This is a genomic window from Streptomyces abyssomicinicus (genome assembly GCF_008974245.1).
GTDB lineage: Bacteria > Actinomycetota > Actinomycetes > Streptomycetales > Streptomycetaceae > Streptomyces > Streptomyces abyssomicinicus.
Window position 1 is genome coordinate 174,967 of the sequence record NZ_BBZI01000013.1, and the last position, 19,160, is coordinate 194,126.

Sequence of the window (19,160 nt, forward strand, 5' to 3'; positions counted from 1 at the left end):
ATCGTGGCTGCCAAGGACTATTCGGTCGCCGTACTCGACGGCGAAGGGACCAACGACTACGCGCGCTACATGCGCACCGACACACTGCTGTCACTCCAGCGCCGTCCCGAGGACATGATCCACCGGGACGAGATGCTGTTCCAGATCGTCCACCAGACCACCGAGCTCTGGCTCAAGCACTCCTGCTACGAGGCGGAGGAGGCCCGCCGCCTCATCGACGCGGGCAGTCTCGACGCGGCCACCCGGCTGCTCGGCCGCGCCTCGCTGGGCGTGCTGATGTGCACCGAGGGCCTGGAGATGATGCGCCACCTGGCGCCCTGGGACTTCCAGATCATCCGCACCGTCCTCGGGCACGGCTCGGGCTTCGAGTCGCCGGGCTGGAAGGCCGCCCGCCAGGCCGGCCAGGACCTCGAGAAGGCCTTCCGCCGGCTGGTCGAGGCCCGCGGCACCGACCTCGCCAAGGTGTACCGCAACGGCCAGGACACCGCCGAGTACCGCCTGGCCGAGGCACTGATCGACTGGGACGAACGCATCTCGCTGTGGCGGGTCCAGCACTACAAGATGACCTGCCGCATCCTCGGCGACTCCGCGGTCGGCACCAAGGGCGCCCCCGTGGACTTCCTGGCCAAGCTGATCAGCCACAAGTTCTTCCCGCAACTGTGGGAGCTGCGCACCGAGCTGACGCTGAGCGGCCCCCTCGGCGATGCCGAGCCCGCTCCCGAGTACGCCGAGCAGGCCGCCGCGCCGGTCTGCCCGATGTCCGGGGCCCAAGGCACGCCCACTGCCGGGGCGAGTGCGTCATGACCGTGACCACCGCGTCGCCCCGGCTGGGCGAGGCGGAGCGGACACGGCCCGTCCTCGTCACGCCCGCCGCCTTCCGCCGCGGCTTCCCGATGCTGGAACGCACCGTCCACCTGGCGAGCTGCAGCCTGGGCGCCCGGTCCGACGCCGTCGACGAGGCGCTGGAGCGGATGCAGGAGGCGATAGCCCGTCACGGCGCCCCCTGGCACCGGTTCGAGCAGGAGGTGGACGACGCCCGGCAGCGCTTCGCCTCCCTGATCGGGGCGGGCGCGGACCAGATCGCCGTCCTGCCGAACGCCTCCGTCGGCGCCTACCAGGTCGTCTCGACGCTCTCGCTGAAGACCCGCGACGAGATCGTCACCACGGTCGAGGAGTTCCCGTCCGTCGCGCACGTCTGGCTGGCCCAGCAACCGCGCGGCGCCAGGGTGCTCTTCACCGGTGACGACTCCGGCCGGGTGCGGCTCGCCGACTACACGGCGGTCGTGGGCGCCCGCACCGCGCTGGTGTCCGTCCCGCTGTCGACGTACAAGTTCGCCGAACGGCCGCCGGTCGCCGAGGTGGTCGCGGCCGGCCGCGAGGCCGGGGCGCTCACCTTCGTCGACGCCTACCAGGCCGTCGGCGTCATGCCGGTGGACGTCACCGAACTCGGCTGCGACTACCTGGTCGCCGGGACCATGAAGTACCTCGCCGGTCTCCCCGGCGTGGCCTTCCTCTACGCCCGCGAAGGCGTGGAGCCCGACCAGGACCCGCAGCTCACCGGCTGGTTCGGCCGTGTGGAACCGATGGCGTTCGACCCGCTGCGGCTCGACTTCCCCGCCATCGCCCGCCGTTTCGAGACCGGCACCCCGGCCGTACCGGCGCTCTACGCCGCCAACGCCGCCCTGGCGCTCTTCACCGACGTCGACCTGGCGGACGTGCGGCGCCACATCGAGGCGCTCATCGAACGCACCGCCCGGACCCTCACCTCCCAGGGCGAACGGGTCCGCCGCGCCGAGAGCCCCGAACGGCAGGGCGCCCACCTCGGCCTCTACGACAACGATCCGCCCGCGCTCGCCGGCTGGCTGGCCGGCCAGGGCATCGCGGTCAGTCCCCGCGGACCCGTCGTCCGCCTCTCCTTCCACTACTACAACTCCACCGACGACGTGGAGGCCCTCTGCCAGGCCATGCGCGAGTTCCGGGCACTGGCAGGCCCCGCTACCCCGTCCCGTTCCCGAAGGTGAGACCCGCATCGTGAACGAACTGACCGACTGGCTGGCCGACCCCGTGCCGAGCCGGTTCCCCTACGACGCGGTGGTCGACCAGTACCACCGCGTGGGCAAGCACTTCGTCTCCGAACAGCTCCTCAAGGACCTCGCGGTGGCGCGCGAACGGCTCGCCGAGGCGATCACCGCGGGCGGCGCCGGCACCGCCGTCGAGGAGGAAGGGCTGCTCGCCCGGTTCCTCGACACCGCGCTCGACAAGTGGGACGGCCGCTACGACTACCCCACCTACACCTCGCTGTCGGTCCTCGGGCTGCCCACCGCCGACGACGGCCCGGAGGCCGCCGCCGCGGCGCGGGCCCGCCGCGACCGGCTCGTCGTCCAGCTCCTCGCCGACCTGCTCCGCTTCGAGCTGGCGGCGGTCGAGGGCCGCACCGACCTCCTCCCGGAGGCCCGGCCCGAGGCCCGCCTGGTGGAGAAGCGGTGCCGCCTGGCCCTGCGGGTCGCCCGCCCGGCACTGGACCGGCTGGGCCACGGCGACGCGCTGACCGCCACCGACCCGGTCGCCCAGGCCGCCCAGCTCTGGGAGTTCGTCGACGGCGGGCTGCTCGACGACCACGAGCGCCGGGTGCTGCGCCTGAGCATGCTGCCGGTCTACGTCTCCCACGACGAGCACATGTTCATCCGAGTGCTCCAGACCTTCGAGACGACCTTCGCGCTGCTCGCCCTCAGCCTGCGGACCGCGATCACCGACCTCGGCTCGGCCCGCACCGGGCCGGCCGTCGGCCACCTGGCCGTCGCGGAGACCGCGCTCGCCGAGTCGGCCCCGCTGTTCTCGCTGCTCGCCACGATGCAGATCGAGTCCTTCCGCACCTTCCGCGAGTACACCGAGGGCGCCAGCGCCATCCAGTCCCGCAACTACAAGCTGGTCGAGTCGCTGTGCCGCACCCCCGACCCGGACCGGCTGGACTCCGCCGCCTACCGCTCGACCCCCGAGGTGCGCGAGCGGATCCTGGCCGGCCAGCCCACCCTCGACGACGCCTGCGCCACCGCCCTCGCCGACGGCCGCTTCGACGCGGCCGACCGCGAGCGTCTCACCGCCGCGATGCTCACCTTCGCGTCGGCGCTGCGCCGCTGGCGCCAGACGCACTACCGGATCGCCGTGCGGATGCTTGGCACCCGCTCCGGCACCGGCTACACGGAGGGCACGCCCTACCTGAGCCACGTCCGCACCATCCCCGTCTTCCGGTCCGTCAAGGACACCGCCCAGGCCGGGGACACCGAAGCGCAGACCACCACCGACCACACGAAGACGGAGAACGAAGCCGCATGACCACCAACCTCATCCCCGTGGGCATCGTCGGAGCCGGCCCGGTCGGCATGGCCCTCGCAGCCCGCCTCGCCTCCTTCGGCATCCCGTCCGTCCTCTTCGAGCGCGACCCCGAGCTGCGCAAGCAGGGCTCCAAGGCCTGCCTCATCCAGGGCGACGTCCTGGAGGTGCTCGACAAGTTCGGTGCCGCCGAGACCATCGGCGCCGAGGGCGTCACCTGGACCACCGCCCGCACCTACGTCCAGGGCCGTGAGATACGCGCCGCCGAGTACCCGCGCCGCATCGGCTACGGGCCCTTCGTCAACATCTCGCAGTTCCGCATCGAGCAGCTGCTGCTCGAGAAGATCCAGGAGAGCCCGCTCGCCGAGGTCCACTGGGCCCACGAGATCACCGCGGTGTCCCAGGACGACGACACCGTCACCATCACCGCCGACACCCCCGACGGACCCCGCAGCTACACCTGCCAGTACGTCGTCGCCTGCGACGGCGTCCGCAGCCCGATGCGCAAGATGACCGGCGTCGCCTGGACCGGCTACAGCCACAAGGACCGCTTCCTCATCACCGACCTCAAGGTGAAGCTCCCGCTGCCCAAGGAGCGCCACTTCCACTACGACCCGCCGTTCAACCCGGGCCGCCAGCTCGTCATGCACCCGCAGCCGAACGACATCTGGCGCATCGACTGGCAGCTCGCCCCCGAGACCGACATCGAGGCCGAGCGGGCCGACGGCCGCTTCGACCGGCGGGTCCGCGCCGTCATCGGCGACGTCGACTACGAGATCGACTGGGTGTCCACCTACCGCTTCCACCAGCGCGTGGTCGAGAAGTTCCGCCTCGGCCGGATCTTCTTCGCCGGCGACTCCGCCCACTCCCTGCCGCCCTACGGCTCCCGCGGCATGAACAGCGGCATCCAGGACGCCGACAACCTCGCCTGGAAGCTGGCCCTGGTCATGGACGGCAAGGCCGAGGACAGCCTCCTCGACACCTACCACGACGAGCGCTACGCCGCCGCCAAGGAGAACCTGGCCGTCACCGAGGCCACCATCAAGTTCATGGTGCCGCCCACCCTGGCGCGCCGGGTGGCCCGCAAGGTGCTGCTCACCCTCTCGCACCCCTTCCAGCGCGTCCGCGACCACGTCAACAGCGGCAAGATGGCCGAGCCGCACTCCTACACCGCCTCCCCCGTCGTCGAGTCCACCGACCGCCACCCGCTGCTCGGTTCCTTCGCCCCCGACGCCCGCATCACCGCCCCCGGCGCCCGCCGCGTCCGCGAGCTGTACGGACAGGGCTTCACCGGCCTGTACTTCGCCCCCGACCGGGCGGCCGCCCGCGAGTTCGCCGAGCGCGCCCTCGCCGACACCCGCGGCCTGGACGCGCGCCTGGTCGTCGTCCTGCGCGAGGGCGAGCGCGCCGTGCCCACGGCCGGCGACGCGTCCGACATGCCCGCCGGCGTCACCGTGCTGCGCGACCGCGACAGCGTGATCGTCCACGCGTACCAGGCATCCGAGGGGACCTGCCTGATCGTCCGCCCCGACGGCCACATCGCCGCCCTGTCCGACACCTCGCGTCCCGAGCGGTTCGGCGCGACCCTGGCCCGCTGCGCGCAGGCCGTGACCCCGCCCGTCGCCGCCCGCGTCGCCGCCGCCGCCTGACCGCCGCCCGACCCCCCTCTCCCGCCCTCTCCCGCCCTCTTCCGCACCGGAACCACAGGAGTCCGCACATGAGCACACCGCTGCCACCCACCCACGCCTGGCTCGACGGCGAGATCGTCGCCTGGGAGGACTGCACCGTCCACGCCCGCTCCCAGGGCGCCTTCTGGGGCGCCAACGTCTTCGAGGGGCTGCGCGCCTACCGCCGCCCCGGCCAGGACGGCCTGGCCGTCTTCCGCGTCGACGAGCACCTGGCCCGCCTGGGGCGCTCCATGAAGAGCCTGCACATGAAGGTGCCCTTCACCGAGGCCGAGCTCAAGCAGGGCGTCACCGACGTCCTGCGGGCCAACGCCTTCGACGAGGACGTACACATCTGCGTCGTCTCGTACTTCAACATGGGCCCCAACTTCGACCCGCTCAGCCACACCGACGACGCCGGCGTCCACATCACCTCCACCCGCGCCCCCCGCGGACGCGGCTTCGAGGGCGGGCTCGCCGCCACCATCGCCTCCTGGCGCCGCATCAGCGACGACAGCATGCCGCCCCGCATCAAGGCCGGCGCCAACTACCACAACAGCCGCCTCGCCCACCACGAGGCCATCCGCAACGGCTACGACACCACGCTGCTGCTCAACCAGCGCGGCAGCGTCTCGGAGGCCCCCGGCTCCTGCGTGGTGATGCTCCGCGACGGCAAGCTCATCACCCCGCCCGGCACCAGCGGCGTCCTCGAGGGCATCACCGTCGCCACCGTCGGCGAGCTCGCCGCCAAGGAGCTCGGCATCCCGATGGAGCGCCGCGAGATCGACCGCACCGAGCTCTACACCGCCGACGAGGTCTTCGTCGCGGGCACCCTCGCCGAGCTCGCCCCCGTCACCAGTGTCGACCGCATCCCCGTCGGTGACGGCGCGCCCGGCGTGACCACCCGCAAGCTCCAGGAGCTGTACGACGCGGTGGTGCGCGGACAGCACCCCGACTACAGCCACTGGACCACCATCGTGCACCCCACGGAGAAGTGACATGACCGCTCTCGGCCCGCTGCTGGGCGCCCTCGCCGACGGCTCCGTCGAGGTCGTCGACCTCACCTCGCCCCTCTCCGAGGAGACCCCGCTCATCCAGCTCCCGCCGGACCGCGGCCAGCCCTGGCCGTTCCAGCGCGAGGTCATCAGCCACTACGACGAGGCGGGACCCACCGTCTACTGGAACAACATCCGCCTGTCCGAGCACACCGGCACCCACTTCGACGCCCCCGTGCACTGGCTCCCCGGCAAGGACCACGACGACGTGTCCAAGGTCCCGCCGCGGCGCCTGTTCGGGCCGGCCGCGGTCCTGGACTTCTCCGCGGAGGCCGCCGAGGACCCCGACTTCCTGCTGCAGCGCCACCACGTCGAGGCGTGGCAGAAGGAGCACGGCCCGCTCCCCGAGCAGGGCTGGCTGCTCTACCGCACCGGATGGGCGGACCGCCAGGACGACCCCGGGAAGTTCCTCAACGACCGGCACACGCCCGGCATCGCCCCCGAGTGCGCCAAATGGCTGGCCCAGGAGACGCCGCTGGTCGGTATCGGGGTCGAGACCGTCGGCACCGACGCCGGCCTGGCCGGGGAGTTCGACGACCAGCCCTACCCCTGCCACTGGTACTTCCACGGCGCCGACAAGTACGGCCTCACCCAGCTGCGCAACCTGCACCGGCTGCCCCCGCAGGGCGCCCTGCTGATCGCCGCGCCCCTGCCCATCGTCGGCGGCTCCGGCAGCCCGGCACGCGTCCTCGCCCTCGTGGCCGGCGACTGACGGAAAGCGAGCACCCTCATGACCCCCACGGAATCCGTACCGGCGGCACCGGCGGGCGACGCCCTGGCCGCGCTGCGCCGCCGGTCGGTCAACCGCATCCTGTTCCTGCACGGCCTCTCGTCGTTCTGCTACGGCATGGTCTTCCCGTTCATCGGGATCCACCTGGCCGGGCAGCCGGACATCGGCACCGCCGGAGTCGCCGTCTACTACGGCGTCTCCGGGGTGGCCAACCTCGCCGTCTCGCTGCTGCTCACGGCGACGTCCGCACGGATTCCCCGGCACGCCCTGGGCATCGGGGGCCTGGTGCTGTGGCTGGGCTGCTTCCTGGTGCTCACCGACGCCTCGGCCGTGCCCGCCACCGCGACCGCGGCCGTCCTCGGCGGCGCCGGCCAGGGCTGCTTCATGGCCGCCATCATCCCGATCGTCAACTCCCTGGTACCGCCGGAGGAACGCCGCGCGGTCTTCGCCCGGCGGTACCAGATCCTCAACGCCACCCTCGCGGCCGGCTCGCTGCTGGCCGGCCTCCTCCTCACCGTCTTCTCCCGCGACGCCATCGTCTGGCTGCTGGTCGCCAACGCCGCCGGGTACCTGCCCGTCGCGGTGGCCCTCTGGCTGGCCCGCGGGGTGCCGTCGGTCCCCGAGGAGGACGCCGAGTCCGCGCAGTCCGCGCAGTCCGCCGAGTCCGCGGCCGACGCGGCCGACGCGGAGAAGCCGGGAGACGCGGCGGGCGCGGCGGCGCCGGGCAAGCCCGCCGCGGCCTTCGGCGCCGGCATGCTGATCCGCGCCTCGATGGGCGTCGCCCTCTTCCAGTTCGGCGCCTACCTGATCGGCTACAGCCAGTTCGAGGCCACCGCGCCGCTCGTCGCCGACCAGCTCATGGACACCGGCATCGGCTGGATCTCCCTGATGCTCACCCTCAACGTCGCCGTCATCGTGCTCGCCCAGCGCCACGTCACCCGCTGGCTGGAGAACCGCCCCGAGGAGCTCGGCCTGCGCATCGCCGTCGGCCTGTGGGTCGCCGGCTTCGTCCTGGCCGGCCTGGCCGGCCTCGGCCCCACCCCCGTGCAGCTCGGCGGCCTGCTGGCGTACGCCGTCTTCTTCGCCCTGGGCGAGTGCGCCTACTCCTGCTCCTTCCACCCCTGGCTGATCTCCAAGGTCCCCGAACGGGAACTGACCCGGGCCAGCGCCCTGTGCAACTCGATGATGGGGGTCGGCATGTTCCTCGGCCCGTCCATCGGCGTCGGACTCATCGGCCTCGGCGAACCCGCCCTGGTCTGGCTCCCGCTCGCCGCGCTGTGCGCCCTGGTCGCCCTCACCACCCTGCGCCGCGGGGCCCGGGCCGTGACCCGGGACGTGGCCCAGGACGCGGCTCCCACACCGGCCGGCGTCGCCCCCACGGCCTGACCGGCCCCCGTAAGAACTGCCTCGCCCCGCACCTGACACGCCGTACCCGGCTTCCCACACCCGGCTTCCCACACCCGGATTTGCACACCTGGCACATCCGCACCCCACCCACCCACACACGCACCGATTGGAGCATCCTGTGTCCGAAGACATCGCCGCCCTCGACCGGGAGATCATCACCCTCGTCGGCCGTCGCGCCGCCATCGCCGGAGAACTCGCCGGGGCCAGGGCGTCCGCGGGCGGGTCCCGCACCTCACTGGCCGAGGAGAACCGCATGATCGACCACTACCGCCACGAACTCGGACGCCCGGGCGTGAACCTCGCCCTGGTGCTGCTCTCGCTGTCCTCAAGGCGGCAGGCGTGAGCCATGACAGGGGCCACCGCGACTACGTGTACGCCCGCCGTCCGACCCGTTCCGGCCGGCCCGGGCCGTGGCTGCTCGGCCTGATCCCCGACGTGCCGCCCCGCCTGCCCGGCGGCCCGCTGGAGGGGACGGGGGAACCGGGCGAGCAGGCCCGGCGCACCGTGCGCGGGCTGACCGGCCGCGACCCGCGGCTGGTCCCCCCGCCGGTCCCCCTCTTCGACGACCCGGGGCCGCACTCCGCGCGCTGGTGGGCGACGGCCCCGGCCGGCGGCCCCTGGTCGGCCGAGCACGAGTTCGTCATGACGCTCCCCGAACCGGCCTCCGGAGGCCTCACCTGGGTGGAGCCGGAGTCCGCCCTCGGGTGGACGCAGCCCGAGGACGAGACCCTCGAGCTGGCGGCGGCCCTCGGCTCGGTGCTGGACGCCCTGCTCGAGGGGCGGATCACCGCCGAGGTGGTGCGCGCCCTGACCGTGGGCCACGGCCGGTCCTCGCTGCGTCCCGCCAGGGTGCTCACCCAGTGGTGACGGCCCCGGCCGCCCGGGCGGACGCGCCGGCCTCCTCGAGGCCCACCAGGTAACCGGACTGGAATCGGCTCCTGGCGTCGAGGGTGCGCATGATCTCGGACACGTGCCGCTGCACGGTGCGCACCGACATGCCCAGCCGGCGCGAGATGGCCTTGTCGTCCAGACCCTCCGTCAACAGCCGCACGATGGAGTGCCGCAGATCGTCGGAGACCTGCTTGGCCCACTCGCGGTCGAAGCCGACCGGGAAGGGGTCCGCCGCGCGCCACGCCGTCTCGAACGAGTCCACCATGAACGCCACCAGGTTGGACTCGTACACGACGAGAGCGTGGGCGGAGTTGCCCTGGACACTGACCACGGCCGTCTTGCGGTCGTAGATGAGCATCCGGTCCGGGCCGTCGGCGAGGGTGCGGACCTCCGCGCCGCGCTCCATCATCCACTCCACGAACTCCACCGTGTGCGGGCTGTAGCGCGCCGGATGCTGGTAGATGGTGCGGCTGCTGACGCCGCGGGCCAGCATCCGTCCCATGCTGCCGCGCGCCTTCTCCAGCGCCTCGGGATCGCGCGCACCGCCCGGCTGCACGTGCAGCGCCTCGGTGCGGCAGCCGTCGGCGAGCCCGTCGATCAGCCGGCGCACGTCACCCAGGTCGGTCAGCAGCTCCACCGCCTTGCTCTGCTGGCGCTCCTGACCCGCCTCGTAGTACGGGGTGAGGCCGACGAAGGCGGCGCGCACGCGCTCCACGGCCTCGGTCTGCTCCCGGATGCGCCGCTCCATCGGCCCCAGCGCCTGACCCGCCGCGAACTGCGGCGACACGGCGACGAGCCGTCCCGGGTTGTCCGCGTCCCGGCGCAGCAGCCGGAGTTCCTCCAGCCGCAGGACGGCGACCGCCAGCTCCTCGTCCGCCAGCCCGGCCCCGGCCGCCGCCTCCTCCGGCGTGAACGACGGCACCGCCGCCGCGAACCGGTAGAGCCGCATGCCGGCCGCTGTCAGCGCGGCCGCGGGACCGTGTTCCTCGTGCTCCTCCACCGCGTAGTCCCCCCTTCGTGTTTGCGACAGGCGTGAACACCGCAGGCGGAGTGGTCTCCCCAGCGTTCCTCGAGCAGGGCAGTCTGAATTCAGGCGCCGCGCCGAACAGTCGACGCGAGGCCCGACCCCGGTCGGTCAAGAACACTCAGCGAAGTCGGCCTGCGTGAAGACGTCAGGTCCTCCGAGAAAAGGATTGACAATGCGGTCCATCTCTTCCCGTGTCGCCCTGGTCGTCGCCGGTTCCGCCGCCGCTCTCGGTTCGATTATTGCCGCCCCCGCCATGGCGTCCAGCGCTTCCGGTCCGGTCTCCAGCACGTCTGGAGCCGTCCTCGCGAGCAGCGCCGTGACGCTCGCCGAGACCCCGGGGACGTACACGCTCCAGGACGACAACGGCTGGTCCTGACCGGCCGGGCACCCGCGACCGGGAGGGGCCCCGCCCTGTCGCACACGCGACACGGCGGGGCCCCTCCTGACGTCGCGCCCGCCGGTCAGCCCAGCAGGTCGCGGACGACCGGGGCCAGCGCCCGGAAGGCCTTGCCGCGGTGGCTGATGGCGTTCTTCTCGTCGGCGGTCAGTTCCGCGCAGGTGCGGGTCTCGCCCAGCGGCTGGAGGATCGGGTCGTAGCCGAAGCCGCCGGAGCCGGCCGGGGCCACACGGAGGGTGCCCTCCAGACGGCCCTCGACGACGCGCTCGGTCCCGTCCGGCAGCGCCAGCGCCGCCGCACAGGCGAAGTGGGCGCCCCGGTGCTCCTCGGCGATGTCGGAGAGCTGGGCGAGGAGCAGGTCGAGGTTGGCACGGTCGTCGCCGTGACGGCCGGCCCAGCGGGCGGAGAAGATGCCGGGCGCGCCGTTCAGGACGTCGACGCAGAGACCGGAGTCGTCGGCGACCGCGGGCAGACCGGTGGCCCGGGCCAGCGCGTGCGCCTTGAGCAGCGCGTTCTCGGCGAAGGTGACGCCGGTCTCCTTCACGTCGGGAACCTCGGGGAACTCCTCGGCGCCGACGAGTCCGTGGGCGAGGCCCGCCTCGGCGAGGATGGCGCGGAGTTCGGTGATCTTCCCGGCGTTGCGGGTGGCGAGGACGATGCGGGTCATGGGCATCAGTATCGTCGCCGCCCGTCCGGGCGAGGGGTGCGGGGCGGATAGGCTCGGGCGCATGTCTCGTATCGACGGCCGTACCCCCGACCAGCTCCGCCCGGTGACCATCGAGCGGGGGTGGAGCAAGCACGCGGAGGGCTCCGTCCTCGTCTCCTTCGGCGACACCAGGGTGTTCTGCACCGCCTCGGTCACCGAGGGCGTGCCGCGCTGGCGCAAGGGCAGCGGCGAGGGCTGGGTCACCGCCGAGTACTCGATGCTGCCGCGCGCCACCAACACCCGCGGGGACCGCGAGGCCGTCAAGGGCCGCATCGGCGGCCGGACCCACGAGATCAGCCGGCTGATCGGCCGTTCTCTGCGCGCGGTGATCGACTACAAGGCACTGGGCGAGAACACGATCGTGCTGGACTGCGACGTCCTGCAGGCCGACGGCGGCACCCGCACCGCGGCGATCACCGGCGCGTACGTCGCGCTGGCGGACGCGGTGGCGTGGGCGCAGGGGAGGAAGCTGGTGAAGGCCGGCCGGCAGCCGCTGACCGGCACGGTGTCGGCGGTGTCGGTGGGCATCGTGGCCGGGGTGCCGCTGCTGGACCTCTGCTACGAGGAGGACGTGCGCGCCGAGACGGACATGAACGTGGTGTGCACCGGCGACGGCCGCTTCGTCGAGGTGCAGGGCACCGCGGAGGCCGAGCCGTTCGCCCGTGAGGAGCTGAACGCGCTGCTGGACCTGGCGGTGGCCGGCTGCGGCGACCTGGCCGCGGCCCAGCGCGCCGCGCTGGAACTCACCCTCTAGGGGGACGGCAGGCGGGGAACTTCACCTGGCCGCCGCGCGTCCTGATGTGTGGGGACGTGCGGCGGCCGTCGTGCGTTCCGGCCCCCCAAGAAGGAGGACCGGTTTCCATGTCTGCTCCCGCGGCGCGTACCGCGAAGAGGGTTCCGGCGGCGATCGCCGCGGTGGCGGTGGCCGCCCTGCTGACCACCGGCTGCGACGCCCTGTCCACAGCTGTGGACTGCGCGCGGACGGCCGCCGCCATATCCGACAGCGTCGCCGAACTGCAGCAGGCCGTGGACGCCGCGAGCAACGACCCGACGCAGCTCGAGGAGTCGCTGGCCTCGATCGACCAGAACCTGGCCGAGCTCGACGACTCCACGGGTGACGCCGACGTCGGCAAGGCGGTCGACGACCTCCGCAGCGGCGTCGAGGAGGTCCGCAAGGCCGTCGAGGGCGGTGACGTCACTCCGGACATCACGCCGATCACCGACGCCTCCGGGGAGCTGGCCAAGGTCTGCACACCCTGACCGGGGCCGCCGGGGCGGCGGCCCGGCCCCGTCCGCAGGCCCGTCCCATCAGCGACTGCCCCGTCAGCGGCTCGGCCCCGTCAGCGGGTCGGCCCCGTCAGCGGGTCGGTCAGCCGACAGGCGGTCGGTCGCCGACAGGCAGTCCGTGGGCCGGTGGCCGGTAGACGGTCGGTGGGCCGGTGCACGGTCAGTTGCCGAAAGGCGCTCGGTCGCCGACAAGCAGTCCGTCGGCCGGTCGGTGGTAGGTAATCGGCCGGCCGGTGCACGGTCGGACAGCCGACAGACAGTCCGTCGGCCGGCAGGCGGTCGGTCGCCGACAGGCGGTCCGTCGGCCGGTCGGTGAACCGGCCGCCGGTAGGCAATCGGCCGACCGGTGCACGGTCAGTTACCGATAGGCGGTCGGTCGCCGACAGGCGGTCCGTCGGCCGGTCGGTGAACCGGCCGCCGGTAGGCAATCGGCCGACCGGTGCACGGTCAGTTACCGATAGGCGGTCGGTCGCCGACAGGCGGTCCGTGGGTCGGTCGGTGGGCCGGTCGCCGGCAGTCGGGCGGCTGGTAGAGGGTCGGGCGGCCGGCGGCATGCCGGTGGGCGGGGGCGTCAGATGTCGTAGACGGCGCCGGCCTTCGCCAGCTCGACCGGCCCCCGGTAGGCCCCCGCGGCGGCGGCCAGGTTGGCCTGGGGGTCGGTCCAGGGCGCGATGTGGGTGAGGACCAGCCTGCGCGCCCCGGCGCGCGTCGCGACCTCGCCGGCCTGGCGGCCGTTGAGGTGCAGGTCGGGGATCTCCTCCCGGCCGTCGGCGAACGCGGCCTCGCAGAGGAACAGGTCGGTGTCGCGGGCGAGGTCCTCCAGCGCCGGGAAGGGCCCGGTGTCGCCGGAGTAGGTCAGCGAGCTGCCGTTGTGCTCGAGGCGGATGCCGTACGCCTCGACGGGGTGCGCCATCAGCTCGGTGTGCACGGTGAACGGGCCGATCTCGAAGGTGCCGGGCTTGACCGTGTGGAAGTCGAAGACCTCGCTCATCGAGCTGGCCGAGGGCGTGTCCGCGTGCGCGGTGGTGAGGTGGTGCTCGGTGCCCTCGGGTCCGAAGACCGGGATCGGCTCGCAGCGGCCGCCGTCCGGCCGGTAGTACCGGACCACGAAGTAGGCGCACATGTCGATGCAGTGGTCGGCGTGCAGATGGCTGAGGAAGATCGCGTCCAGGTCGTACAGGCCGATGTGACGCTGCAGCTCGCCGAGGGCGCCGTTGCCCATGTCGAGGAGCAGCCGGAAGCCGTCGGCCTCGACGAGGTAGCTCGAGCAGGCCGATTCCGTGGAGGGGAACGACCCCGAGCAGCCGACGACGGTGAGCTTCATGGAGCGGGAACCTCCGTAGGCAGGGGTGGGACGACGGGGCTCGTGCGGTCCGTCGAGACTAAGCCGCCGGAACGCCCGTGGCTCCTCGCCGAGGCTCCGTTGTGGGGGAACTCACCTGCCTTGTCACCGGTTCGGCTGGTCGTGGGGCACAAGGGGCGCACGGGGCGCGCACGACGACGGCCGGCACCCCCCGCAAGGGGCGCCGGCCGCCGTGTCGTGCGTGCCGCGCGGGTCCGCGACCGGACCCGGCCACGGGTCCGGCGCCGTACCCGCCCGCGCGGGGGTGCGCCTCGTCAGGCCCAGAGCTGGCCCTGCAGCGTCTCGACCGCCTCGTCGGTGGTGGCAGCCGTGTAGACGCCGGTGGACAGGTACTTCCAGCCGCCGTCGGCGACCACGAAGACGATGTCGGCCTCCTCGCCGGCCTTGAGCGCCTTCTTCCCGACGCCGATGGCGGCGTGCAGGGAGGCGCCGGTGGAGATGCCGGCGAAGATGCCCTCGAACTGGAGCAGCTCCCGGGTGCGCACGACCGCGTCGGCGGAGCCCACCGAGTAGCGGGTGGTCAGCACCGAGGCGTCGTACAGCTCGGGGACGAAGCCCTCGTCGAGGTTGCGCAGGCCGTAGACCAGGTCGTCGTAGCGCGGCTCGGCGGCGACGATCTTCACGTCCGGCTTGTGCTCGCGCAGGTAGCGGCCGACGCCCATCAGGGTGCCGGTGGTGCCGAGGCCCGCGACGAAGTGGGTGACCGAGGGGAGGTCGGCGAGGATCTCCGGACCGGTGGTGGCGTAGTGGGCGCCCGCGTTGTCCGGGTTGCCGTACTGGTACAGCATCACCCAGTCGGGGTGCTGCTCGGAGAGTTCCTTGGCCATCCGCACGGCGGTGTTGGAGCCGCCCGCGGCCGGGCTGGGGATGATCTCCGCGCCCCACATGGACAGCAGGTCGCGCCGCTCCTGGGAGGTGTTCTCCGGCATCACGCAGACGATGCGGTAGCCCTTGAGCTTGGCCGCCATGGCGAGCGAGATGCCGGTGTTCCCGGAGGTCGGCTCCAGGATGGTGCAGCCGGGCGTGAGGCGGCCGTCCTTCTCGGCCTGCTCGATCATGTGGAGCGCGGGGCGGTCCTTGATCGAGCCGGTCGGGTTGCGGTCCTCCAGCTTCGCCCAGATGCGGACGTTCTCGGACGGGGAGAGCCGCGGCAGGCGCACCAGGGGGGTGTCGCCCACCGCCGCGATCGGGGAGTCGTAACGCATGTCGCCGCTGACCCGGCCCGCTCAGACCATTCCGCCGGCCACGGCCGGGAGGATGGTGACGCTGTCGCCGTCGGAGAGCTTGGTGTCGATGCCCTCGAGGAAACGGACGTCCTCGTCGTTGAGGTACACGTTCACGAAGCGGCGGAGCTGCTCGCCGTCCACGATGCGCGCCTGGATGCCGGGGTGGCGGGACTCGAGGTCCGTGATGAGGGCGCCGAGGGTCTCACCGGAGCCCTCGACGGCCTTCTGCCCGTCGGTGTACTGGCGGAGGATGGTGGGGATGCGGACCTCGATGGCCATGTCAGGGCTCCTGTCGGATGGTGGTGCGGCGGGCTGGGGCTGTGCGGCGGTTTCGCTGCCGCGGTCCGCTGCCGGGGCGGCGGCCCGTGGCTCGGCCGGGACGCGGGCCCGGCCGGGCGCCTGGGGACCGCCGGAGGGCGGCCACGCGCGGTCAGCGCGGACAGAGGGCGCTGTTCAGGCGGCACAGGTCGACGTGCAGCCGCGCGACGAGCAGCTGGGTGCCCGGCGTCATTTCGCTCACGTCGTGGAGAACCATGCGGTCATCGTATCGATTCCCGACGGCCTGACCGACAGGACGTCTCACCCTGCGGTCGGCTCGGGCCACGATGCGGACACGGACCGGACGCGGAGCGGATCCGCAGGTCAGGCGGCCGGGTGGGCGTCCACGATCCGGACCGGCTCCTCGGTGACCTCGCCCTCGACGATCCGGTAGGACCGGAACTGGAACTCGCCCAGACCGTCGGCGTCGGCCGTGGAGACCAGCACGTAGTGGGCGCCGGGCTCGTTGGCGTAGGAGATGTCGGTGCGCGAGGGGTAGGCCTCGGTGGCGGTGTGGGAGTGGTAGATGACGACCGGCTCCTCGTCGCGGTCGTCCATGTCCCGGTAGAGCTTCAGCAGGTCCTGGCTGTCGAACTCGTAGAAGGTCGGCGACCGGGCCGCGTTCAGCATGGGGATGAAACGCTCCGGCCGGCCGGAGCCCACCGGGCCGGCGACGACGCCGCACGCCTCGTCCGGGTGGTCCCGGCGGGCGTGCTCGACGATCTGGTCCACGAGGGCCTGGGTGATGGTCAGCATGGCGGCAGGATATGCGGTGCCGAACGCGGGCCGGCCCCGCCCTCTCGCGTGGCGAGACGGCGGGGCCGGAATGCGGGACGGCACGGGGGTGCCGGTCCGGGACGCGACCGGACCGGCGTCCGGGGCGGCGGTCGGGGCGGCGGTCGGGTCAGCCGACCTTGTCCAGGGCGACCTCGCGCCGCTCGGTGACCTCCGGCGAGCGGGCCTTGAGGACCAGCCAGCCGATGCCCAGCGCGACGGCCCAGCCGGCCATCACGTAGAGGCAGATCCGGGACTCGGCGTTCAGCGCGATCATCACGGTCACCATCAGCAGGAAGAGGATGGCGATCCAGCTGCAGACCGAGCCGCCCGGCGCCGGGAAGGACGAGGCACGCACCCGGCCGGCGGCGACCGCGCGGCGGTAGAGCACGTGGCTGACGCAGATCATCAGCCAGGTCCAGATGCCGGCCGCGGTGGCGACGGAGGTGACGTAGCCGAAGGCCTTCTCCGGGACGACGTAGTTCAGGACCACGCCGATGCCCATCAGCAGCACCGAGACGGCGATGCCGACGGCCGGGGTCTTGGTGGAGGAGAGCTTGTTGAAGACCTTGGGGGCCTCGCCGTTGTCCGCCAGGGTGCGCAGCATGCGGCCGGTGGAGTACATGCCGGAGTTGCAGGAGGACAGGGCCGCGGTCAGCACCACGAAGTTCACGATGGCCGCGCCGGCCGGGATGCCGATCTTGGCGAAGGCGGCGACGAACGGGCTCACGTCGGGCGCGAACTCGGTCCACTTGACCACGCACAGGATGACGGTCAGGGCGCCCACGTAGAAGAGGGCGATGCGCCACGGCAGGGTGTTGATCGCCTTGGGCAGGGTCTTCTCGGGGTTCTCCGACTCACCGGCGGTGACGCCGACCAGCTCGACGGCCAGGTAGGCGAACATGACGCCCTGCAGGGTCATCAGGGACGAGCCGATGCCGTTCGGGAAGAAGCCGTCGAACGCCCACAGGTTGGAGACCTGGGCGGTGTCGCCGGCCGCGCTGAAGCCGAAGGTCAGCACGCCGAGACCGATCACGATCATGCCGATGATGGCGGTGACCTTGACCATCGAGAACCAGAACTCGATCTCGCCGAAGAGCTTGACGGAGATCAGGTTGGCGCCGAAGAGGACGACCAGGAAGACCAGCGCCGAGACCCACTGCGGGATCTCCGGGAACCAGTAGTGGATGTAGATGGCGGCGGCCGTGAGCTCGGCCATGCCGGTGACCACCCACATCAGCCAGTACGTCCAGCCGGTGAAGTACCCGGCGAACGGGCCGACGAACTCCCGGGAGTACTCCGCGAAGGAACCCGAGACGGGGCGGTAGAGCAGGAGCTCGCCGAGCGCCCGCATGATGAAGAAGATGATCACGCCGGCGAGGGCGTACATCAGGATCAGGGAGGGACCGGCCTTGGCGATGTTCGCCCCGGCCCCCAGGAAGAGGCCGACGCCGATGGCGCCGCCGATGGCGATCATCTGGACCTGCCGGCTGCCGAGCCCTCGCTCGTACCCCTCCTCGGGGGCGTCGCCGCGCACGGCCTCACTGCCGTCGTGGTTGCTCGCGACCTGCGATGAGGTCATGGTGGTGCGCCTTTCTCCAGGGACCGGCCCGTCACGCGTCGTCTTCGACTGTTGACCCGGGCCGGGGGATGCATGCCCCGCGTGGGGCCAAGGGGAGTTCTCTGCCTGCCGACGGTCGGTCGGGCCTGCTGGCGCCGCTCCGGCGGACAGGGGTGGTATCCGGCCGGAGCGAGAAAGTTGGCTCAAAGGTACGGAGAAGCACGACGCCGCGCTGTGGTGGATTCCACAGCGCGGCGGCCGATTATTCCCTATATGTCTGATTCACGGCGTCCGGAAATCGGATTTTGCCGTCCGTTTACCGAACGCCGGGGCAACCTTTCGACGTCCCGCCCGTCTACGGCATCAGTGTCTCGACGAGGCTCTCCTGGAGCCCTCCGAGCCAGAGGTAGGCCATCACCAGCGGCTTCCGCTCGTCGGTGTCGGGGAGGCGGTAGAGGATCTCGCTGTCCTCCTCGTCGGTGATGTCCAGGCGGGCGGCGATGGCGAGGCGGATGTCGTTGAGCGCTTTCAGCCACCGCAGGGACCGCTCGGGGGTGAGCCTCAGGACTCCCCCGCCCGTCCCCGCGCCGCCGGACTCCAGCGTCAGCTCGTCGAGGCCGCGGACGACCGCGAGCGCGTCCTCCCGCTTGCCGGCCCGCAGATCGTTCTCGGTGTAGCGGCGGAACTCCGCGGAGGACGCCTTGGCCTCCTCGGCCTGCTGTGCGGTGTCCGGGAACTTGGCCGGGTCGGTGTAGGCGTCCGGGAAGAGCCGGCGCAGGACCGGGTCGGACGGCGGCTCGCTGGGGCCGTCGGCGAAGAGTTCGGCGAGCGGGTCGGCGGAGGCGTCCTCGGCGGGGCCGGGGCCGATCAGCTCCAGGAGCTGGGCGGCCAGCGACCGGATGATCGAGATCTCGACGTCGTCGAGCGCGACGGACGCGCCGCCGCCGGGGAGCGGTTCGAAGGTTCCGGGCATGGGATGGCAGATCTTTTCGGCTCGGCGGGCGGTCGGTCCGGGCCCCTGCGGGATGTCGGGGGCCGTACGGGATTTACCGGCGGTCCTGCTGGAGGGTGGCCCACAGACCGTAGCCGTGCATGGCCTGCACGTCGCGCTCCATCTCCTCGCGGCTGCCGCTGGAGACCACCGCCCGGCCCTTGTGGTGGACGTCCATCATCAGCTTGGTGGCCTTGTCCTTCGAGTAACCGAAGTACGTCTGGAAGACGTAGGTCACGTAGCTCATGAGGTTGACCGGGTCGTTGTGGACGATCGTGACCCAGGGGACGTCCGGCTCGGGCACGGCGTAGGTGTCCTCGGCCGACTCGGTGCGTTCGGTTTCCATGGGAGCGGGAGCGGGTGACGTCACAACAACCATGCTGCCACCACAGGTGGGTACCCGCACGGACCGGGTCCCGCGGTCGCCGCCGGG

The 19,160-nt window shown here is 72.2% G+C and carries 22 protein-coding genes; 12 read left to right on the forward strand and 10 right to left on the reverse strand.

Annotation, left to right across the window (positions count from 1 at the left end; translation table 11 throughout):
* Positions 1–3: 3 nt before the first annotated feature.
* From GBN72_RS30040 to GBN72_RS30080, 9 genes are all read left to right on the forward strand, one after another.
* Positions 4–804: a tryptophan 2,3-dioxygenase family protein gene (locus GBN72_RS30040; RefSeq protein WP_246212997.1), complete on the forward strand. Its 801-nt coding sequence runs from the start codon at positions 4–6 to the stop codon at positions 802–804.
* The gene (locus tag GBN72_RS30045) at positions 801–2,021 is read left to right on the forward strand and encodes an aminotransferase class V-fold PLP-dependent enzyme (protein ID WP_218042098.1); all 1,221 of its coding nucleotides are present in this window, start codon (positions 801–803) and stop codon (positions 2,019–2,021) included. Before GBN72_RS30040 ends, GBN72_RS30045 begins: the two co-directional genes overlap by 4 nt.
* 10 nt (positions 2,022–2,031) lie before the next feature.
* Complete coding sequence (locus GBN72_RS30050) at positions 2,032–3,333, forward strand: tryptophan 2,3-dioxygenase (RefSeq protein WP_164540959.1); 1,302 nt, start codon at positions 2,032–2,034, stop codon at positions 3,331–3,333.
* Positions 3,330–4,979: an FAD-dependent monooxygenase gene (locus tag GBN72_RS30055; protein ID WP_151775095.1), complete on the forward strand. Its 1,650-nt coding sequence runs from the start codon at positions 3,330–3,332 to the stop codon at positions 4,977–4,979. Before GBN72_RS30050 ends, GBN72_RS30055 begins: the two co-directional genes overlap by 4 nt.
* 68 nt (positions 4,980–5,047) lie before the next feature.
* Positions 5,048–5,992: a branched-chain-amino-acid transaminase gene (ilvE, locus tag GBN72_RS30060; protein ID WP_151775096.1), complete on the forward strand. Its 945-nt coding sequence runs from the start codon at positions 5,048–5,050 to the stop codon at positions 5,990–5,992.
* A gap of 1 nt (position 5,993) precedes the next feature.
* On the forward strand, positions 5,994–6,761 hold the full coding sequence (locus GBN72_RS30065) for a cyclase family protein (RefSeq protein ID WP_151775097.1): 768 nt from the start codon (positions 5,994–5,996) through the stop codon (positions 6,759–6,761).
* A gap of 18 nt (positions 6,762–6,779) precedes the next feature.
* Positions 6,780–8,165, forward strand: coding sequence for an MFS transporter (locus GBN72_RS30070; RefSeq protein ID WP_151775098.1), 1,386 nt, complete (start codon positions 6,780–6,782; stop codon positions 8,163–8,165).
* Between the two features lie 139 nt (positions 8,166–8,304).
* Positions 8,305–8,529, forward strand: a complete 225-nt coding sequence (locus GBN72_RS30075; RefSeq protein WP_151775099.1) for a chorismate mutase family protein — start codon at positions 8,305–8,307, stop codon at positions 8,527–8,529.
* Complete coding sequence (locus tag GBN72_RS30080) at positions 8,526–9,053, forward strand: hypothetical protein (RefSeq protein WP_151775100.1); 528 nt, start codon at positions 8,526–8,528, stop codon at positions 9,051–9,053. The genes GBN72_RS30075 and GBN72_RS30080 overlap by 4 nt, the downstream gene beginning before the upstream one ends.
* On the opposite strand, the gene GBN72_RS30085 is transcribed toward GBN72_RS30080, so the two are convergent.
* Entirely contained in the window at positions 9,040–10,077 is a 1,038-nt protein-coding gene (locus GBN72_RS30085; protein WP_151775101.1) for a helix-turn-helix transcriptional regulator, read from the reverse strand. The genes GBN72_RS30080 and GBN72_RS30085 overlap by 14 nt on opposite strands.
* Positions 10,078–10,357: 280 nt before the next feature.
* Between GBN72_RS30085 and GBN72_RS35945 the strand changes: the two genes are divergently transcribed.
* Positions 10,358–10,480 (forward strand): hypothetical protein, encoded by a 123-nt coding sequence (locus tag GBN72_RS35945; RefSeq protein WP_281372022.1) that lies wholly within the window; start codon positions 10,358–10,360, stop codon positions 10,478–10,480.
* Positions 10,481–10,565: 85 nt separating this feature from the next.
* Here the strand turns inward: GBN72_RS35945 and rdgB are convergent, their stop codons facing one another.
* Complete coding sequence (gene rdgB / locus GBN72_RS30090) at positions 10,566–11,168, reverse strand: RdgB/HAM1 family non-canonical purine NTP pyrophosphatase (protein ID WP_151775102.1); 603 nt, start codon at positions 11,166–11,168, stop codon at positions 10,566–10,568.
* A gap of 61 nt (positions 11,169–11,229) precedes the next feature.
* Here rdgB and rph point away from each other — a divergent pair, with 61 nt between their 5' ends.
* Together rph and GBN72_RS30100 are read left to right on the forward strand one after the other, a co-directional pair.
* A complete protein-coding gene (gene rph, locus GBN72_RS30095; protein ID WP_151775103.1) occupies positions 11,230–11,961 on the forward strand; it encodes a ribonuclease PH in 732 nt (243 codons plus the stop codon).
* 107 nt (positions 11,962–12,068) lie between these two features.
* Positions 12,069–12,467: a hypothetical protein gene (locus GBN72_RS30100; protein WP_151775104.1), complete on the forward strand. Its 399-nt coding sequence runs from the start codon at positions 12,069–12,071 to the stop codon at positions 12,465–12,467.
* A 598-nt stretch (positions 12,468–13,065) separates the two neighbouring features.
* Here the strand turns inward: GBN72_RS30100 and GBN72_RS30105 are convergent.
* From GBN72_RS30105 to clpS, 8 genes are all read right to left on the reverse strand, one after another.
* On the reverse strand, positions 13,066–13,818 hold the full coding sequence (locus tag GBN72_RS30105; protein WP_151775105.1) for an MBL fold metallo-hydrolase: 753 nt from the start codon (positions 13,816–13,818) through the stop codon (positions 13,066–13,068).
* A 293-nt stretch (positions 13,819–14,111) separates the two neighbouring features.
* Positions 14,112–15,062 (reverse strand): PLP-dependent cysteine synthase family protein, encoded by a 951-nt coding sequence (locus GBN72_RS30110; protein ID WP_151775106.1) that lies wholly within the window; start codon positions 15,060–15,062, stop codon positions 14,112–14,114.
* Between the two features lie 21 nt (positions 15,063–15,083).
* Positions 15,084–15,362 (reverse strand): MoaD/ThiS family protein, encoded by a 279-nt coding sequence (locus GBN72_RS30115; protein WP_151775107.1) that lies wholly within the window; start codon positions 15,360–15,362, stop codon positions 15,084–15,086.
* Between the two features lie 151 nt (positions 15,363–15,513).
* Positions 15,514–15,618 (reverse strand): putative leader peptide, encoded by a 105-nt coding sequence (locus GBN72_RS36125; protein ID WP_369695912.1) that lies wholly within the window; start codon positions 15,616–15,618, stop codon positions 15,514–15,516.
* Positions 15,619–15,725: 107 nt separating this feature from the next.
* A complete protein-coding gene (locus tag GBN72_RS30120; RefSeq protein ID WP_151775108.1) occupies positions 15,726–16,157 on the reverse strand; it encodes a M67 family metallopeptidase in 432 nt (143 codons plus the stop codon).
* Between the two features lie 148 nt (positions 16,158–16,305).
* Positions 16,306–17,757: an amino acid permease gene (locus tag GBN72_RS30125; RefSeq protein ID WP_151775109.1), complete on the reverse strand. Its 1,452-nt coding sequence runs from the start codon at positions 17,755–17,757 to the stop codon at positions 16,306–16,308.
* Between the two features lie 334 nt (positions 17,758–18,091).
* Positions 18,092–18,709 carry a DUF2017 domain-containing protein gene (locus GBN72_RS30130; RefSeq protein WP_151775110.1) on the reverse strand — a complete coding sequence of 206 codons (618 nt, stop codon included), beginning with the start codon at positions 18,707–18,709 and terminating at the stop codon, positions 18,092–18,094.
* A 73-nt stretch (positions 18,710–18,782) separates the two neighbouring features.
* Positions 18,783–19,106, reverse strand: coding sequence for an ATP-dependent Clp protease adapter ClpS (clpS, locus tag GBN72_RS30135; protein ID WP_151775111.1), 324 nt, complete (start codon positions 19,104–19,106; stop codon positions 18,783–18,785).
* Between the last annotated feature and the right edge of the window lie 54 nt (positions 19,107–19,160).

Bases quoted from the DNA above. Each gene is read 5' to 3' on its own strand.
- GBN72_RS30045 (WP_218042098.1), top strand. From the start codon at position 801: ATGACCGTGACCACCGCGTCGCCCCGGCTGGGCGAGGCGGAGCGGACA.
- GBN72_RS30055 (WP_151775095.1), top strand. From the start codon at position 3,330: ATGACCACCAACCTCATCCCCGTGGGCATCGTCGGAGCCGGCCCGGTC.
- ilvE (WP_151775096.1), top strand. From the start codon at position 5,048: ATGAGCACACCGCTGCCACCCACCCACGCCTGGCTCGACGGCGAGATC.
- GBN72_RS30065 (WP_151775097.1), top strand. From the start codon at position 5,994: ATGACCGCTCTCGGCCCGCTGCTGGGCGCCCTCGCCGACGGCTCCGTC.
- GBN72_RS30070 (WP_151775098.1), top strand. From the start codon at position 6,780: ATGACCCCCACGGAATCCGTACCGGCGGCACCGGCGGGCGACGCCCTG.
- GBN72_RS35945 (WP_281372022.1), top strand. From the start codon at position 10,358: ATGGCGTCCAGCGCTTCCGGTCCGGTCTCCAGCACGTCTGGAGCCGTC.
- rdgB (WP_151775102.1), bottom strand. From the start codon at position 11,168: ATGACCCGCATCGTCCTCGCCACCCGCAACGCCGGGAAGATCACCGAA.
- rph (WP_151775103.1), top strand. From the start codon at position 11,230: ATGTCTCGTATCGACGGCCGTACCCCCGACCAGCTCCGCCCGGTGACC.
- GBN72_RS30100 (WP_151775104.1), top strand. From the start codon at position 12,069: ATGTCTGCTCCCGCGGCGCGTACCGCGAAGAGGGTTCCGGCGGCGATC.
- GBN72_RS30105 (WP_151775105.1), bottom strand. From the start codon at position 13,818: ATGAAGCTCACCGTCGTCGGCTGCTCGGGGTCGTTCCCCTCCACGGAA.
- GBN72_RS30110 (WP_151775106.1), bottom strand. From the start codon at position 15,062: ATGCGTTACGACTCCCCGATCGCGGCGGTGGGCGACACCCCCCTGGTG.
- GBN72_RS30115 (WP_151775107.1), bottom strand. From the start codon at position 15,362: ATGGCCATCGAGGTCCGCATCCCCACCATCCTCCGCCAGTACACCGAC.
- GBN72_RS36125 (WP_369695912.1), bottom strand. From the start codon at position 15,618: ATGGTTCTCCACGACGTGAGCGAAATGACGCCGGGCACCCAGCTGCTC.
- GBN72_RS30120 (WP_151775108.1), bottom strand. From the start codon at position 16,157: ATGCTGACCATCACCCAGGCCCTCGTGGACCAGATCGTCGAGCACGCC.
- GBN72_RS30125 (WP_151775109.1), bottom strand. From the start codon at position 17,757: ATGACCTCATCGCAGGTCGCGAGCAACCACGACGGCAGTGAGGCCGTG.
- GBN72_RS30130 (WP_151775110.1), bottom strand. From the start codon at position 18,709: ATGCCCGGAACCTTCGAACCGCTCCCCGGCGGCGGCGCGTCCGTCGCG.
- clpS (WP_151775111.1), bottom strand. From the start codon at position 19,106: ATGGTTGTTGTGACGTCACCCGCTCCCGCTCCCATGGAAACCGAACGC.